Origin of the sequence: Pseudorhodoferax soli (assembly GCF_003337555.1) — a bacterium.
Classification (GTDB): domain Bacteria; phylum Pseudomonadota; class Gammaproteobacteria; order Burkholderiales; family Burkholderiaceae_C; genus Pseudorhodoferax; species Pseudorhodoferax soli.
In genome coordinates, this window is record NZ_QPJK01000004.1 from 147512 (window position 1) to 161220 (window position 13709).

Annotated in this window: 15 protein-coding genes; 11 read left to right on the forward strand and 4 right to left on the reverse strand. The window is 72.5% G+C overall.

The genetic code is table 11. From position 1 onward, the window contains the following. Positions 1-5: 5 nt before the first annotated feature. Together DES41_RS15500 and DES41_RS15505 are read right to left on the reverse strand one after the other, a co-directional pair. Positions 6-449, reverse strand: a complete 444-nt coding sequence (locus tag DES41_RS15500; RefSeq protein ID WP_114468575.1) for a type II 3-dehydroquinate dehydratase — start codon at positions 447-449, stop codon at positions 6-8. 31 nt (positions 450-480) lie between these two features. Beyond that, a complete protein-coding gene (locus tag DES41_RS15505; RefSeq protein WP_425466371.1) occupies positions 481-1461 on the reverse strand; it encodes a TRAP transporter substrate-binding protein in 981 nt (326 codons plus the stop codon). Between the two features lie 153 nt (positions 1462-1614). Between DES41_RS15505 and DES41_RS15510 the strand changes: the two genes are divergently transcribed. The 11 genes from DES41_RS15510 to DES41_RS15560 are packed head-to-tail and all read left to right on the forward strand — an operon-like array spanning position 1615 to position 11330. Further along, positions 1615-2412, forward strand: a complete 798-nt coding sequence (locus tag DES41_RS15510) for an IclR family transcriptional regulator (RefSeq protein WP_114468577.1) — start codon at positions 1615-1617, stop codon at positions 2410-2412. Positions 2413-2463: 51 nt separating this feature from the next. Beyond that, entirely contained in the window at positions 2464-2892 is a 429-nt protein-coding gene (gene gspG, locus DES41_RS15515) for a type II secretion system major pseudopilin GspG (protein WP_114468578.1), read from the forward strand. 14 nt (positions 2893-2906) lie between these two features. Then, entirely contained in the window at positions 2907-4112 is a 1206-nt protein-coding gene (locus DES41_RS15520) for a type II secretion system F family protein (RefSeq protein ID WP_114468579.1), read from the forward strand. Further along, positions 4109-5797: a GspE/PulE family protein gene (locus DES41_RS15525; protein ID WP_211332989.1), complete on the forward strand. Its 1689-nt coding sequence runs from the start codon at positions 4109-4111 to the stop codon at positions 5795-5797. The genes DES41_RS15520 and DES41_RS15525 overlap by 4 nt, the downstream gene beginning before the upstream one ends. Next, the gene (locus DES41_RS15530; protein WP_114468580.1) at positions 5775-6581 is read left to right on the forward strand and encodes a hypothetical protein; all 807 of its coding nucleotides are present in this window, start codon (positions 5775-5777) and stop codon (positions 6579-6581) included. The genes DES41_RS15525 and DES41_RS15530 overlap by 23 nt, the downstream gene beginning before the upstream one ends. Positions 6582-6586: 5 nt before the next feature. Next, a complete protein-coding gene (locus DES41_RS15535) occupies positions 6587-7093 on the forward strand; it encodes a PilN domain-containing protein (protein WP_147282862.1) in 507 nt (168 codons plus the stop codon). Continuing rightward, the gene (locus DES41_RS15540) at positions 7090-7596 is read left to right on the forward strand and encodes a GspMb/PilO family protein (RefSeq protein WP_170168190.1); all 507 of its coding nucleotides are present in this window, start codon (positions 7090-7092) and stop codon (positions 7594-7596) included. The genes DES41_RS15535 and DES41_RS15540 overlap by 4 nt, the downstream gene beginning before the upstream one ends. A gap of 5 nt (positions 7597-7601) precedes the next feature. After that, positions 7602-8201, forward strand: coding sequence for a hypothetical protein (locus tag DES41_RS15545; protein WP_114468583.1), 600 nt, complete (start codon positions 7602-7604; stop codon positions 8199-8201). Next, the gene (locus DES41_RS15550; protein ID WP_114468584.1) at positions 8201-10435 is read left to right on the forward strand and encodes a secretin N-terminal domain-containing protein; all 2235 of its coding nucleotides are present in this window, start codon (positions 8201-8203) and stop codon (positions 10433-10435) included. Before DES41_RS15545 ends, DES41_RS15550 begins: the two co-directional genes overlap by 1 nt. After that, entirely contained in the window at positions 10432-10941 is a 510-nt protein-coding gene (locus tag DES41_RS15555) for a type II secretion system protein (protein ID WP_114468585.1), read from the forward strand. The genes DES41_RS15550 and DES41_RS15555 overlap by 4 nt, the downstream gene beginning before the upstream one ends. Continuing rightward, positions 10935-11330, forward strand: a complete 396-nt coding sequence (locus DES41_RS15560) for a type II secretion system protein (RefSeq protein WP_114468586.1) — start codon at positions 10935-10937, stop codon at positions 11328-11330. Before DES41_RS15555 ends, DES41_RS15560 begins: the two co-directional genes overlap by 7 nt. Positions 11331-11790: 460 nt before the next feature. Here DES41_RS15560 and DES41_RS15565 read toward each other — a convergent pair whose 3' ends face one another. Together DES41_RS15565 and DES41_RS15570 are read right to left on the reverse strand one after the other, a co-directional pair. Then, positions 11791-13242, reverse strand: coding sequence for an ELWxxDGT repeat protein (locus tag DES41_RS15565; RefSeq protein ID WP_114468587.1), 1452 nt, complete (start codon positions 13240-13242; stop codon positions 11791-11793). Between the two features lie 2 nt (positions 13243-13244). Beyond that, positions 13245-13709: ThuA domain-containing protein (locus DES41_RS15570; protein WP_147282878.1), on the reverse strand; the 465-nt coding region annotated here is incomplete at its 5' end.

The window sequence follows — 13709 nt, forward strand, 5'->3', positions numbered from 1 at the left end:
GGGGCTCAGCCCTTGGCTGCCGACGCCAGCGAAACGACTCCGCGCAGGCCCAGCAGGTACGACTGCGGGCCCAGGCCCTGGATCGTTCCCTTCACGGCCGGCGAGATGATGGAGTGCGCGCGCCAGGTCTCGCGCGCGGCGATGTTGGACATGTGGATCTCCAGCACCGGGAACGGCATGGCCTTGATCGCGTCGTGCAGCGGCACGCCGTGCTGCGTGAGGCCGGCCGGGTTCACCAGCGCGCCCGCGGCCGTGTCGATGTGCTCGTGGAGGAAGTCGACCAGCGCGCCCTCGTGGTTGGACTGCAGCGTGGCCAGCTCGACGCCGAGCTCGCCGGCCAGCGCGGCAAGCTGCTCGTTGATCTGCGCCAGCGTGGTGGTGCCGTAGATGTGGGGTTCGCGCCGGCCGAACAGGTTCAGGTTGGGGCCGTGCAGGACGAGGATCTTCATGTGTGCTCTTCTTCCGGATCGCAATGGACGCTTACTTGCGGACCTTCGCCAGTTCTTCGTTGTACAGCTTGACGATGGCCGGGTCGTAGCTGGCGGCGAACTTGTCGGTCACCGGCTTGACGATGCTGCGCATGCGGGCCTGCTCGGCTGGCGCGATTTCGTTGTACTGCATGCCCTTGGCCTGCAGTTCGCCCACGGCCTTCTGCGCGGCGGCGCGGCTGACCTGGCGCTGGTAGCCGCGTGCCTCGTTGGCGGCCTCGTTCATCATCTTCTGCTCGACCGGCGAGAGCTTGTCCCAGAAGCGCTTGCTGACCAGCACGATGTTGGCCGCGTACACGTGGTTGGTGGCGCTGACGAACTTGTTCACCTCGAAGAACTTGTTCGACAGGATCACGGCGAACGGGTTCTCCTGGCCGTCCACGGCCTTGGCTTCCAGTGCGCCGTACAGCTCGGCGAAGGGCATCGGCACCGGGTTGGCCTTGAACGCCTTGAACGATTCCAGGAACACCGGGTTCGGGATCACGCGCAGCTTGAGGCCTTCCAGGTCTTCGGCCTTGGTGATGGCGCGCTTGCTGTTGGTCACGTTGCGGAATCCCAGGTCCCAGTAGCCCAGCGCCACCAGGCCCTTCTCCGGCAGCTTGGAGATCAGCGTCTGGCCGAGCGGGCCGTCCAGCAGCGCATCGGCCTGCTCGAAGGTCGACACGGCGAACGGAAAGTCCACCAGGCCGAATTCCTTGACGATGCCGGCCAGCGAGGTCGTGGCCGGGGCCGACATCTCCTGCACGCCACCCTGCAGCGCGGACTGCTGCTGCATCTCGTTGCCGAGCTGGTTGGCCGGGAATTCCTGCACCTTGAGCTTGCCGCCGCTCTTGGCGGCCAGCAGTTCGGCAAAGCGCTTCACGCCGAAGCTCACCGCATGGTCGGCGTTGTTCAGGTGGCCGAACTTGATGGTGCGTTCCTGGATGTCCTGGGCCAGCGTGGCGGTGGCAGACAGGGCCAGGACGGCCGTCACGGCGGTGGCCAGGGCGCAGCGGAACAAGGGTTTCACGGTGTAGTCCTTCGGGATGGGTGGGTGGTGGCTGCGAATGCTAAAGTTTTGGGAAATCTTTTCCATTAAGGAAAACCCTTCCACAAAGGAAGGAGCTTCCGCACAACAATCCGGCGCATGGCAAGCACGCTGGAACGCTCCCTGACCATCCTGGAATACCTCGCCATGCGGCCGACGGGCAAGACCCTGTCGACCATGGCCGAGGAACTGGCGCTGCCGCTCTCCGCCTGCCACCGGCTGCTGAGCGACCTGGTGCGCTGCGGTTACGTGCGCCAGACGCGCGAGCACGGCGACTACGCACTCACCACCAAGCTGGCCGCGCTGGGCCTGTCCTACCTGGGCGGCTCGGGCATTGTCGAGGCGGCCCAGCCCATCATCGACCGGCTGGCCGAGGCCAGCGGCGAACTGGTGCGCCTGGCCATCGTCGACGGCGACCGGCTGACCTTCGTGGCCAAGGCCCAGGGCGCGCGCTTCGGCCTGCGCTACGACCCCGACATGGGCGTCGACGTGCGGCTGTCGTGCAGCGCCGCCGGCCACGCCTGGCTCATGACGCTGACCGAAGAGCGCGCGCTCGAACTCATCGTCCGCCAGGGTTTCGGCGAGCCGCGCGACTACGGGCCGCGTGCGCCCACCGGCTGGAAGGCGGTGGTCGACATCCTGGCGGACGACCGCGCACGCGGCTATTCGCAGATGCACGAGATGTATGCGCCCGGCATGAGCGCCATGGCGGCGCCGGTGCGCCGGCCCGGCGAGGTTGCCACCGGCGTGATCACCATCGCCGGCCCCGCGATCCGGCTGACCGCGCCACGCATGGGCGCGCTGGCGGCGCCGCTGCTGGCCGCCGCGGAGGAACTTGGCCTGGCGACCGAGGCATCGCCCATCTTCGCGCGCCGCCCGTGCGCGCCCGCGCGCTGAGGCCGGCCACGCCCGATGCGCGAATTTCCAGAGCCCCAGGAGACATCCGCGATGCGCCCCGCCCTGCACCGCCGCCACCGCGCGCGCGGCTTCACCCTGCTCGAACTGCTGGTGGTCATGGTCATCATCGGCCTCTTGGCCGCCTACGTGGCGCCGCGCTACTTCTCGCAGGTCGGCAAGTCCGAGGTGCGCGCCGCGCAGGCGCAGATCTCCGCGCTCACGAGTGCGCTGAACACCTACCGGCTCGACGTGGGCCAGTTCCCCAGCGACGAGCAGGGCCTGGCCGCGCTCACGGCGCGGCCCAACGGCGTCCCCAGGTGGGACGGCCCCTACCTGCAGAAGGGCGTGCCGCCCGACCCCTGGGGCCGGCCCTACCTGTACAAGTCGCCCGGCCAGCACGGCGAATTCGACCTGTACTCGCTGGGCAAGGACGGCCAGGCCGGTGGCAGCGGCGACGCTGCCGACGTCACCAGCTGGTAGGCAGGCCGGTCGCGATGCAGTTCGATGTGCGCGGCTTCCGCTCGGGCGAAGGCCTGGTGCAGCTGGTGGTCGAGGCCGACGACCTGGCCACGGCCACCCAGCATGCCCGCGCGCAGGGCGTGGCCGTGCTGTCGGCCGCGCCCCAGCGGGCCATGGCGGGCCTGCCGCGCATCCACCTCGGCGCCGGCCTGCGCCGCGTGCCGCGCTTTCCGCTGTTGCAGTTCACGCACGAGCTCATGGCGCTGCTGCAGGCCGGCCTCTCGTTGCCCGAGACCCTGGACGCGCTGCTGGAGAAAGAGACCCGCGCCGACGTGCGCCCGGTGCTGGCCGCCATGCGCACCCACATGTTCGAAGGCCAGTCGTTCTCGCGCGTGCTGGCCTCGCTGCCGCAGGCCTTCCCGGTGCTGTACGTGACCACGGTGCGCGCCTCCGAACGCAGCGGCGACCTGGTCGAGTCCCTGGCACGCTACGTGGATTACCACGAGCGCCTGGACCTGGTGCGCAAGAAGGTGGTGTCGGCCTCCATCTACCCGGTGGCGCTGCTGGGCCTGGGCGGCCTGGTGATCCTGTTCCTGCTGGGCTACGTGGTGCCGCGCTTTTCCAGCATCTATGCCGAGTCGGGCCGCGACCTGCCGTGGATGTCGATGCTGCTGCTGCGCTGGGGCCAGGGCATGCAGGCCCACGGCGCGGCCATCGGCGCCACGCTGCTGGCAACGCTGGTGCTGGGCGCGCTGCTGGCGCGCCGGCTGCTGCCGCGCCTGGTGGCCCTGTTCACGCGCATCCCGACCGTCGGCACGCGGCTGGCCACCTACCATCTCGCGCGCTTCTACCGCTCGCTCGGCATGCTGCTGCGCGGCGGCACGCCGCTGGTGCCGGCGCTCGACATGGTCAAGGGCCTGCTGCCGCACGACATGCAGCAGCGCCTGGCGCGCGCGACGCAGCAGATCCGCGATGGCATCGGCCTGTCGGACGCGATGGCCGCCGCCGGACTGACCACGCCCGTGGCCGCGCGCATGCTGCGCGTGGGCGAGAACAGCGGCGCCATGGCCACGATGATGGAGCGCATCGCCGGCTTCCACGACGAGGAACTCGCGCGCTGGATCGAGTGGTTCACCAAGCTGTTCGAGCCGGTGCTGATGGCCGTGATCGGCGTGGTCATCGGCGCCATCGTGATCCTGATGTATTTGCCCATCTTCGAGCTGGCGGGCAGCCTGCAATGAACGCTGCCGTGCCCCTGCCGCCGTTCGCCGCGCGTGAAATCGCCGAGGCGCGCCGCCTGGCCGCCGAGCGCGGTGCCAGCGTGGTGCGCATGCTCGAAGAGCTGTCGGGCGACGCGCCCGAACGCTTCGCCGCGCGGCTGGCGCTGAGCCTGCACTACCCGCTGGCGCGCATCGGCGACCTGCACGGCTGGCAGCCGGCCTTCGACGCCCTGCCCTTCGCGCAGTGCCATGCGCTGCAGGTGCTGGCCATGCGCGACGCCGCCGGCGCCCTGACGCTGGTGCTGGGCGACCCGTTCGACGATGCACGCCTGGCCCGCGCGCAGCACACCCTCGGCCCTGCCGCGCGCGAGGCGCTGGCCCACCCCGGCGACATCGCCGCGTACCTGGCCCGACATGAGGAAGGCCTGTCGGCGCTGGAGCAGTTGCAGATCGCCGGCGGCAGCGGCGCGGCCACCGGCAGCGATGCCGAAGACCTGTCGTTCCAGAGCATCGCCGAGGGCAGCAGCGAGGTCGTGCGCCTGGTGCGCTCCACGCTGTACGACGCGCTCAAGGCCAACGCCTCGGACATCCACCTGGAGACGGGCGCGGGCGGCCTGGGCATCAAGTACCGCATCGACGGCGTGCTGGTGGCTGTGCGCCACGGCGACGGCATGGAGCTGGCCGAACAGGTGATCTCGCGCATCAAGGTGATGGCGCAGCTGGACATCGCCGAGCGCCGCATTCCGCAGGACGGGCGCTTCACGGTGGCGGTGCGCGGGCGCGAGATCGACTTCCGCGTGTCCATCATGCCGTCCATCTTCGGCGAGGACGCGGTGCTGCGCATCCTCGACAAGAAGCAGCTGGCCGACGCCGCGCGCGGCCTCACGCTGGACAGCCTGGGCTTCACCGCGCCCGACCGCCGCACCATCCGCCGGCTGGCCGGCGAGCCGCACGGCATGCTGCTCGTGACCGGCCCCACCGGCAGCGGCAAGACCACCACGCTGTACGCCGCCATCTCGGAGATCAACCACGGCCACGAGAAGATCGTGACCATCGAGGACCCGGTGGAGTACCAGCTGCCGGGCGTGCTGCAGATCCCCGTGAACGAGAAGAAGGGCCTGACCTTCGCGCGCGGCCTGCGCTCCATCCTGCGGCACGACCCCGACCGCGTGATGGTGGGCGAGATCCGCGACGCCGAGACTGCGCAGATCGCCATCCAGGCCTCGCTGACGGGGCACCTGGTGTTCACCACCGTGCACGCCAACAACGTGTTCGACGTGCTGGGCCGCTTCGCCCACATGGGCATCGACGGCTACAGCTTCACGGCCGCGCTGAACGGCATCGTGGCGCAGCGCCTGGTGCGGCGCAACTGCCCGCATTGCAGCGTGCAGGCCACGCCCGAAGCCGAGCGCCTGGCCGATGCCGGGCTCGCGGGCGCGGACCTGTCGGGCTGGCGCTTCATGGCCGGGCGCGGCTGCGGCCAGTGCCGCGCCACTGGCTACCTGGGCCGCGTGGCCATCGCCGAGATCCTCGTGATGACCGACGAGCTGGCCGAATTGATCATCACGCGCCAGCCCGTGCGCGTGCTCAAGGACGCCGCGCGCCGGGGCGGCACGCGGCTGCTGCGCGACGTGGCGCTCGACCTGTTGCGCGAAGGCGCGACCAGCCTGGAGGAGGTGGACCGTGTCACGACTGCCGTGGCGTGACCAGGCCGCCGTGTGGCTGGCGCCGTCGCAGGCGGGCCTGGCCCTGCGCCGGCGCGGCTGGGGCACGCCGGTGGAGGGGCACCACCAGGCCGTGGCCGCGCCCGACGGTGCCGGCGATGCCGGTGCCGCGCTGCAGGCGCTGGCAGAGCTGGAAAAGCTGGCAGTGGCCGCCCGGCCGCACCGCGCACGCACGCGCATCGTGGTGTCCAACCGCTTCGTGCGCACCGCCCTGCTGCCCGACGGCCGCGCACTGCGCGGCGCGACCGAACGCCAGGTGGCCGCGCGCGAAGTGCTGCGCGGCATCCACGGCGACGCCGTCGACGGCTGGGACGTGGCGGTGGACGACGCGGCCGCCCCCGGCATGCCGGCCGCCGCAGTGGACGCCGCCTGGCTGCAGCGGCTGCGACAACAGGCCGGCCTGCAGGCCGTGTCCGTGCGCCCGCTGCTGGCGCTGGCCGCCGCGCACGCCTGGCCCCACATCGCCGGCCGCCATGCCTGGCTGTTGGTGACCGAGCCGGACGGCGCCATGCTCGCCCGCATCGGCACACCGCACGGCTGGCAGAGCCTGCGCAGCCTGCCCTTCGATGCCGCGCACGGCCGCGCGGCGCTGGTGCCCTGGCTGGCCCGTTGTGCCTTGCTGGACGGGCTGGAGCCCGCCGACCTGCCGCTGGTGCACGTGGCCTGGAGCGGCATGGGCGCGGCCATGCCGGCGCCCGACGCGTCGCTGGCACAGGCCGGCTGGCAGCTGCAACCGCTGGCGCTGGCCGCCGCCCACTTCTTCTGATGGCCATGCAAGCGCCCCGACTCGACTTCCTGCCGCCATCGCCGTGGGCCCGCTGGTGGGGGCACGGCGTGCTGGCGCTCGGGCTGGCGGCCTGCGCGCTGGTGGGCCTGCGCTACGGCCAGGCCGCCGATGCACAGGCCAAGGCGCACGCACGGCTGCAGCCGCAGCCCGTGGCCGAACGCAGCGAGCTGCCGCGCGCCCTGGCCGCGGAGATCGCCGCGGCGCAGGCCGTGGCGGCCACGCTGGCCGTGCCCTGGGACGCCTGGTTTCGCGCGCTGGAATCGGTCAGCGTGCCCGGCGTGTTCCTGACCGCGCTGCAGCCCGAAGGCAACAGCCGCCGCGCGCGCGTGAGCGGCCAGGCCGCCGAGCTGGCCCAGGTGCTCGACTACATGGCGAAGCTCGAACGCACGCCCGGCTTCCGCCAGGTGCTGCTGGTCGACCATGCGGTGCAGGAAGACGCGGTGCCGCGGCAACTGCGCTTCACGCTGACCGCCGAATGGGAGGCGCCATGAAGACCCTGCGCAGGCGGCCCTGGCTGGCCATCGCCGGCGTGCTGCTGCTGGTGCTGGCGGTCGCGGCCGAGCTGGCACTGGTGGCGCCGCTGCGCGCCGAGCAGGCAGCGCTGCTGGCCGTGGTGCCGCCCGTGCCGCGCCCGGGCAGCAGCGGGCCGCGGCAGCCGGACGTGCAGCTGGCGCAGTTCCACGCGGCCTTCCCGCCGCTGGACGCGCTGGCCGAGGCGCTGGCCGGCCTGGACACCGCCGCGCACGAGGCTGGCGTGCCGCTGCGCTCGGCCGAGTACCGGCTGGAACAGCGCGCCGGTGCCGATGCCGAGGGGCTGGCGCGCTACCGCATCGCGCTGCGCACCGCGGGCAGCTACACGCAGGTGCGCGCCTTCCTGGGCCGGCTGCTCGACCAGCAGCCCTTCGTCGCGCTGGACGATGTGCAGTTCCGCCGCGCGGCGGACGCCACGCTGGAGGCCGACGTGCGGCTCTCCGTCTACCTGCGCAGGCGCTGACCGCCATGGCCTTGTCCACCCGCCAGCGCTGGATGCTCTACGGCTTGGCCGCCCTGGGCACCGGCGCGGCCATGCTGGCCGTGCAGCCGCCGGACGACGCGGCCGCGCCCGCGCTGAGCGCGCCTGCGTCCCGGCCTGCCCGCAGCGCAGCGGCGACTGCGCCCGCGCTGCCCACGGCCGCGCTGGCGCTGCCGCAGCGCCCCTACACCGAAGCCGGCCGCAGCCCGTTCGGCGACCCGGCTGCTGCGGCCGCCACCGCAGCAGCCGCGCAGGCCGCAGCCGCTGCAGCGCCCGCGGTGCCGGCCATGGCCAGCGCGCCCGCACGGCCCGCCGCGCCGGCGCTGCCATTCACCTTCCTGGGCCGCTGGACCGAGAACGGCCTGACCACCGTGCTGCTCGCACACGGCGCCCGCCAGCTGTCCGCCGTGGCCGGCCGGCCCCTCACACCCGACTACATGGTCGAGCACATCGGCGAGCGCGAACTGCGGCTGCTGCATGTGCCCACCGGCACCCGCCATGCGCTGGCCCTGGTGGCCGGCCGGAGCGCCGCCGCGGCAGCGCCCGGCGCCCTGCCCGCGGCGGCCGAATCCGAGGAGCAGAACTAGTGACATCCCCCGACCGCGCGGCCCGCCCGCGCCTTCCCCTGGCGGCGCGCTGGCACTGGCCGGCACTGCTGCTGTTGCCACTGCTGGCGGCGTGCGCCACGCCGCGCGAGGCCACCGTGCAATCGGCCCAGCAGCTGATCGCCGCAGGCCAGGTGGAGGAAGGGCTGGCGCGGCTGGAGCGCGCCGCGCGCACGCCGCCACTGGACCCGGGCGCCTACAACGCGTTCATCCTGCAGCGCGACTCCGTCGTCGGTGTCTACGTGCGCGATGGCGACGCCGCGCGCGCGGCCGGCGCGCTGGACATCGCCGAGGAGCGCTACCGCACGGCGCTGCGCATCGACCCGGCCTCGGTGGTGGCGCAGGGCGGCATCCAGGCGGTGCAGGCCGACCGCACGCACCGCGTGTCGGTGGCCGAGGCCGAGCGCCTGCTGGCGGCCGGCGACCTGGCGGGTGCCGACCGCATCGCGCGCGGCGTGCTGGCGCGCGATTCGCGCCAGCGCGGCGCCGAGGCCGTGGTGCGCGGCGTGACCGAGCGGCGCCGCCTGCTGGAGCAGAAGGAACCGCAGCTGCGCCAAGCCATGGCGCGGCGTGTGACGCTGGAGCTGCGCGACGTGCCACTGGCCACCATCTTCGAAATCCTGTCGAACCACGGTGGGCTGAACTTCGTGCTCGACAAGGACGTCAAGGGCGACCAGCGCACCACCATCTTCGTGCGCGACACCAGCCTGTACGACATCCTCGGCGTGCTGCTGCAGACCAACCAGCTCGAACGCAAGGTGCTCAACGACAACACGCTGATCCTGTACCCCAACACCCAGGCCAAGCAGCGCGAGTACCAGGAGCTGGTGATGCGCAGCTTCTACCTGGCCAACGCCGACGCCAAGCAGACCGCCGCGATGATCCGCGCGCTGGTGAAGACGCGCGATTTGTTCGTCGACGAGCGGCTGAACCTGGTGATCATGCGCGACACGCCCGAGGCCATCCGCCTGGCCGAGCAGCTGGTGGCCACGCAGGACCTGGGCGAGCCCGAGGTGATGCTGGAGCTGGAGGTGCTGGAGATCGCCTCCAGCGTGGCGCAGGAGATCGGCTTGCGCTACCCGGAGCAGATCGTCGGCCGCATCCCGGGCACCAACGGCACCACGTCGGACGGCCTGGTGCAGATCGGCGGCGGCGGCGGGCTGCGCGCCTTCACGGCCAACCCGCTGCTGATCCTGAACCTGCGCCAGAGCGATGGCGGCGCCAACCTGCTGGCGAATCCGCGCATCCGCGTGCGCAACCGCGAGAAGGCCAAGGTGCACATCGGCGAGAAGGTGCCCGTGATCACCACCACCTCGACCGCCAACGTGGGCGTGTCCTCGGCCGTGAGCTACCTGGAGACCGGCCTGAAGCTGGACGTGGAGCCCAACGTCTACCTGGAGGACGAGGTCGCCATCAAGGTGCAGCTGGAGGTGTCCAACATCCTGTCGCAGCTCAACATCTCCGGCACCGTGGCCTACCGCCTGGGCACGCGCAACGCCAGCACCACGCTGCGCCTGCGCGACGGCGAGACCCAGGTGCTGGCCGGCCTGATCAACAACGAGGACCGCCAGACCATGGCCAAGCTGCCCGGCATGGCCGAGCTGCCGCTGCTGGGCCGGCTGTTCCGCAACAACGACCAGACCGTGGCCAAGACCGAGATCGTGCTGCTGGTCACGCCGCGCGTGCTGCGCAACGTGCGCCGGCCCGACACGGTGGAAAGCCAGTTCGCATCCGGCACCGAATCCGTGCCGGGGCGCGTGCCGCTGCGCTTTCGCGACGGCACGGCGATGGCACTGACGCCGCCGGGCGCGGCTGCCACGGCGAGCGCCACACCGGCCGGAGCGGCGGCTGGCGCAGCGCCGGTGGCCGAGCCGCCCGCGGCACTCAGCGCACAGGCGCCGTCGCAGGTCGGCATCGGCGAAGAGTTCAGCGTGCAGCTGTCGCTGCCGGGCGGCAACCAGGCCATCGGCACGCGCGTGCAGCTGCGCTACGACCCGGCGCTGCTGGCGCCGGTGGGCGCGGCAGGCGCCAGCGGCCAGGCCGAGGTCGAGCTGTCCACCTCCGGCGTGGCCGGCGTGGCCACGCCGCCAGCGACGCTGCGCATGCGCGTGCTGGCCAAGGCGCCGGGCACGGCCGAGATCGGCTTCGACGTGACCTCCAGCAACCTGCCCGTGCAGGCGCCGCCGCCGGTGTCCATCGGCATCGTGGCGCGATGAGCGCGAGAAGCGTGGAGGCCACACGCGGTGCGGCAAGGCAGCGCGGCTTCACCCTGGTCGAACTCATGGTCACGGTGGCCATCGTCGGCGTGCTGGGCGCCATGGCGATGCCGCTGGCCGAGCTGACGGTGCAGCGCAGCAAGGAGCAGGAGCTGCGCAGCGCGCTGCGCGAGATCCGCCAGGCCATCGACGCGTACAAGCGCGCGACCGAGGCCGGCACCGTGCCGCGCGCCGCCGACGCCACGGGCTACCCGCCCACGCTGGAGGCCCTGGTGGCAGGCGCCACCGATGCGCGCGACCCGCAGGGCCGGCCAGTGCGCTTCCTGCGCCGGGTGCCGCGCGACCCGCTGTTCACGGGCGATGCCGGCCTGCCCGCCGCGCAGACCTGGGGCCTGCGCAGCTATGCCTCGCCGGCCGACCAGCCGCAGCCGGGCAAGGACGTGTACGACGTGCATTCGCTGTCGGAGCGCACCGGCCTGAACGGCCGGCCGTACCGCGAATGGTGAAGCGCTCTATCCGCGGCTTCACGCTGGTCGAGCTGCTGGTGGTGATGGCGATCCTGGCCACGCTGCTGTCGATCGCGGCGCCGCGCTACTTCGGCGCGGTGGAGCACGCGCGCGAGAACGCGCTGCGCCAGTCGCTCGCGGTCATGCGCGACAGCATCGACAAGTTCTACGCCGACAGCGGGCGCTACCCCGAAGACCTGGCCGAACTGGTGCGCAGGCGCTACCTGCGCGCGCTGCCGGTGGACCCGTACACCGACAGCGGCGAGAGCTGGATCTTCGTGCCGCCGCCGGCCGCCGCCGACGGCCGCGCTGCACCGGGCCGCGTGTACGACGTGCGCAGCGGCGCCCAGGGCAAGACCCGCGGCGGCGTCGATCTCTCGGAGCTGTGAGCGTGCGCAGGCGCAGGCGCAGTGCACAGCGCGGCTTCACCTACATCGGCCTGCTGCTTGCCGTGGCGCTGATGGGCGCGGCTCTGGCGGTCACCGGCAGCGTCTGGAGCGTGCACGCGCAGCGCGAGCGCGAGGCCGATCTGCTGTACGCCGGCGACCAGATCCGTGCCGCGATCAAGCGCTATTACGAGGAGGTGCCGCAGGGCCAGCAGCACCGCTTCCCGCAGCGCCTGGAAGACCTGCTGCTGGACAGGCGTTGGCCGACCGTGCAGCGCCATCTGCGCCGCCTGTACCTGGACCCGATGACCGGCAGCGCCGACTGGGCGCTGGTGCCGGCGCCGGGCGGCGGCATCCTCGGCGTGCACAGCCGCTCGACCGCCGCGCCGCTCAAGCGCCAGGGCTTCGGCCGCCTCGACACCGCGTTCGAGGACGCCACCACCCTGGCCGACTGGCGCTTCGTCTACCGCGTGGCCGAGGAAGAGGGCGCCGAGGCCACGCAGCCGGTCGCGCCCGGCGCCTTGCCCACGGTGCCGCTGTCGGCGCTGCCGCAGTTCCGCACCGGCGCGCCGTCGAACGCGAGGTAGGTCGCGCCGTCGGCCGCCTCTGCCACGAAAGCGATGCGCCCGTCCACCGCGACGAAGCCGCGCGGGAAGGCGCCGGCCGCGCCGGCGCGCTCGTCGCGCAGCAACTGCACGTCCTGCGGCTGGCCGCGGGTCTGCCACACCTCCATGCCCAGGCGGCCATCGTCGGCGGCGAAGACGATGCGTTCGCCCAGCCGCGTGAAGGCCCAGGCGTTGGAATGGCCGGGGCCGGGGTGGATGTCCGCCAGCAAGCGCGTGCCTGCGGCCGTGCCGTCGCTGATCCAGGGCTCCACGCCGTGCACGCCGTCGTAGGCGGCGAACACCACCTGCTCGCCCAGCGCGGTGAGATGGCTGGGCAGCGCATTGGCCAGGCCAGGCCGGATATCGGCCACCAGGGCCGTGCCCTCGGCGCTGCCATCGCTGCGCCACAGCTCGATGCCGTGGCGGCCGTCGTCGGCGGCGAACCAGAGCCAGCGGCCGGCCTGCACCAGGTGGCGCGGCTGCGCGCTGTCGCGGCCGGGCCGGATGTCGCGCACCAGCTGCGTGCCCGCGGCCGTGCCGTCGCTGCGCCACAGCTCGCGGCCGTGGCGGCCGTCGTCGGCCGTGAAGAACAGCGTCTCGCCCACCCGCGTGAACTGCTCCGGGTTGGCATCGCCGTCGGCGCGGATGTCGCGCACGCGCCGGGTGCCGGCGGCCGTGCCGTCGCTGCGCCACAGCTCGGTGCCGCCTTCGGCGTCGTTGGCGCTGAACAGCAAGGCGCCGCCGAGCACGGTGAGCTGGCGCGGCAGACCGCCCGGCGCGCCGGGATGGATGTCGGCCACCAGGGCCGTGGTCTCGGCCGTGCCCTGGGTGCGCCAGAGCTCGAAACCGTGGCGGCCGTCGTCGGCCGAGAAGTACAGCGCATCGCCGAAAGCCACGAAGCCGTTGGGCAGCGCGCCCTCCGGCCCCGGGCGCAGGTCGGCCACGCGCACGGTGCCCGCCTCGCTGCCGTCGCTGCGCCACAGCTCCAGGCCATGCGTGCCGTCGTCGGCCGCGAAGTAGGCCTGGCCGCGCCACAGCGTGAGCCCGCTCGGGTATGAGCCGAGCGGGCCTGGCCGGATGTCGCGCACCAGGCGGCGGCTGCCGTCCTGCGCGTCGACGGCCCACAGCTCCGTGCCATGGCCACCGCCGCCCGCATCGGCGGCCAGCAGCAGCGTGCCGCCGGGCAGCGTGACCATGCCGCCCGGATGGCGCAGCGGGGCCGGATCGGCCTGCGCCGCGCCGTGCAGCACGGCGATGCCGGCCGCCAGCAGCGCCAGCCGGCGGCGCCAGGTGTGGGCCTGCCGCGCCATGCTCAGCGGCAGAACGGCACCAGGCCCATGGCCGACTTGATGCCGGCCACGACGTGCTTCTGGAACTCGGCCGCGCCGCGGAAGGTCGAGGGGTCCTCGGCGAAGGCACCGGCGTCGTGGCCCAGCGTGGTCACCCAGGAGCGGCCGCCGTCGTAGTACTGGCACCAGGACACGGGATGGAAGTTGCCGTGGCCCGGGTGCGTTCCGCGCTTGGTGGCCAGCGAGTTGGTGTCCACGGTCAGCAGGAACTTCACGTTGGTCGGGAACGGCATCAGCGTGTACCACTCGTCCTTGAAGCCGAAGTTGTCGGGCAGCATCTCGGTGGAGGCGTCGTTCTTGTTGACCACCTGCACCGTTCCGTCCTGGTTGGCACCGTGGTCGTAGAAGTTGGCATTGCCCAGCAGGCCTTCGTAGTAGGGCCAGTTGTATTCGGTGCCGAACGCGTTGTGGATGCCCACGAAGCCGCC

What these genes read in the sequence shown, in the direction of transcription:
- DES41_RS15560 (WP_114468586.1), top strand. Translation starts at nt 10,935, where the DNA reads ATGGTGAAGCGCTCTATCCGCGGCTTCACGCTGGTCGAGCTGCTGGTG.
- DES41_RS15535 (WP_147282862.1), top strand. Translation starts at nt 6,587, where the DNA reads ATGCAAGCGCCCCGACTCGACTTCCTGCCGCCATCGCCGTGGGCCCGC.
- DES41_RS15545 (WP_114468583.1), top strand. Translation starts at nt 7,602, where the DNA reads ATGGCCTTGTCCACCCGCCAGCGCTGGATGCTCTACGGCTTGGCCGCC.
- DES41_RS15520 (WP_114468579.1), top strand. Translation starts at nt 2,907, where the DNA reads ATGCAGTTCGATGTGCGCGGCTTCCGCTCGGGCGAAGGCCTGGTGCAG.
- DES41_RS15525 (WP_211332989.1), top strand. Translation starts at nt 4,109, where the DNA reads ATGAACGCTGCCGTGCCCCTGCCGCCGTTCGCCGCGCGTGAAATCGCC.
- gspG (WP_114468578.1), top strand. Translation starts at nt 2,464, where the DNA reads ATGCGCCCCGCCCTGCACCGCCGCCACCGCGCGCGCGGCTTCACCCTG.
- DES41_RS15555 (WP_114468585.1), top strand. Translation starts at nt 10,432, where the DNA reads ATGAGCGCGAGAAGCGTGGAGGCCACACGCGGTGCGGCAAGGCAGCGC.
- DES41_RS15510 (WP_114468577.1), top strand. Translation starts at nt 1,615, where the DNA reads ATGGCAAGCACGCTGGAACGCTCCCTGACCATCCTGGAATACCTCGCC.
- DES41_RS15540 (WP_170168190.1), top strand. Translation starts at nt 7,090, where the DNA reads ATGAAGACCCTGCGCAGGCGGCCCTGGCTGGCCATCGCCGGCGTGCTG.
- DES41_RS15565 (WP_114468587.1), bottom strand. Translation starts at nt 13,242, where the DNA reads ATGGCGCGGCAGGCCCACACCTGGCGCCGCCGGCTGGCGCTGCTGGCG.
- DES41_RS15500 (WP_114468575.1), bottom strand. Translation starts at nt 449, where the DNA reads ATGAAGATCCTCGTCCTGCACGGCCCCAACCTGAACCTGTTCGGCCGG.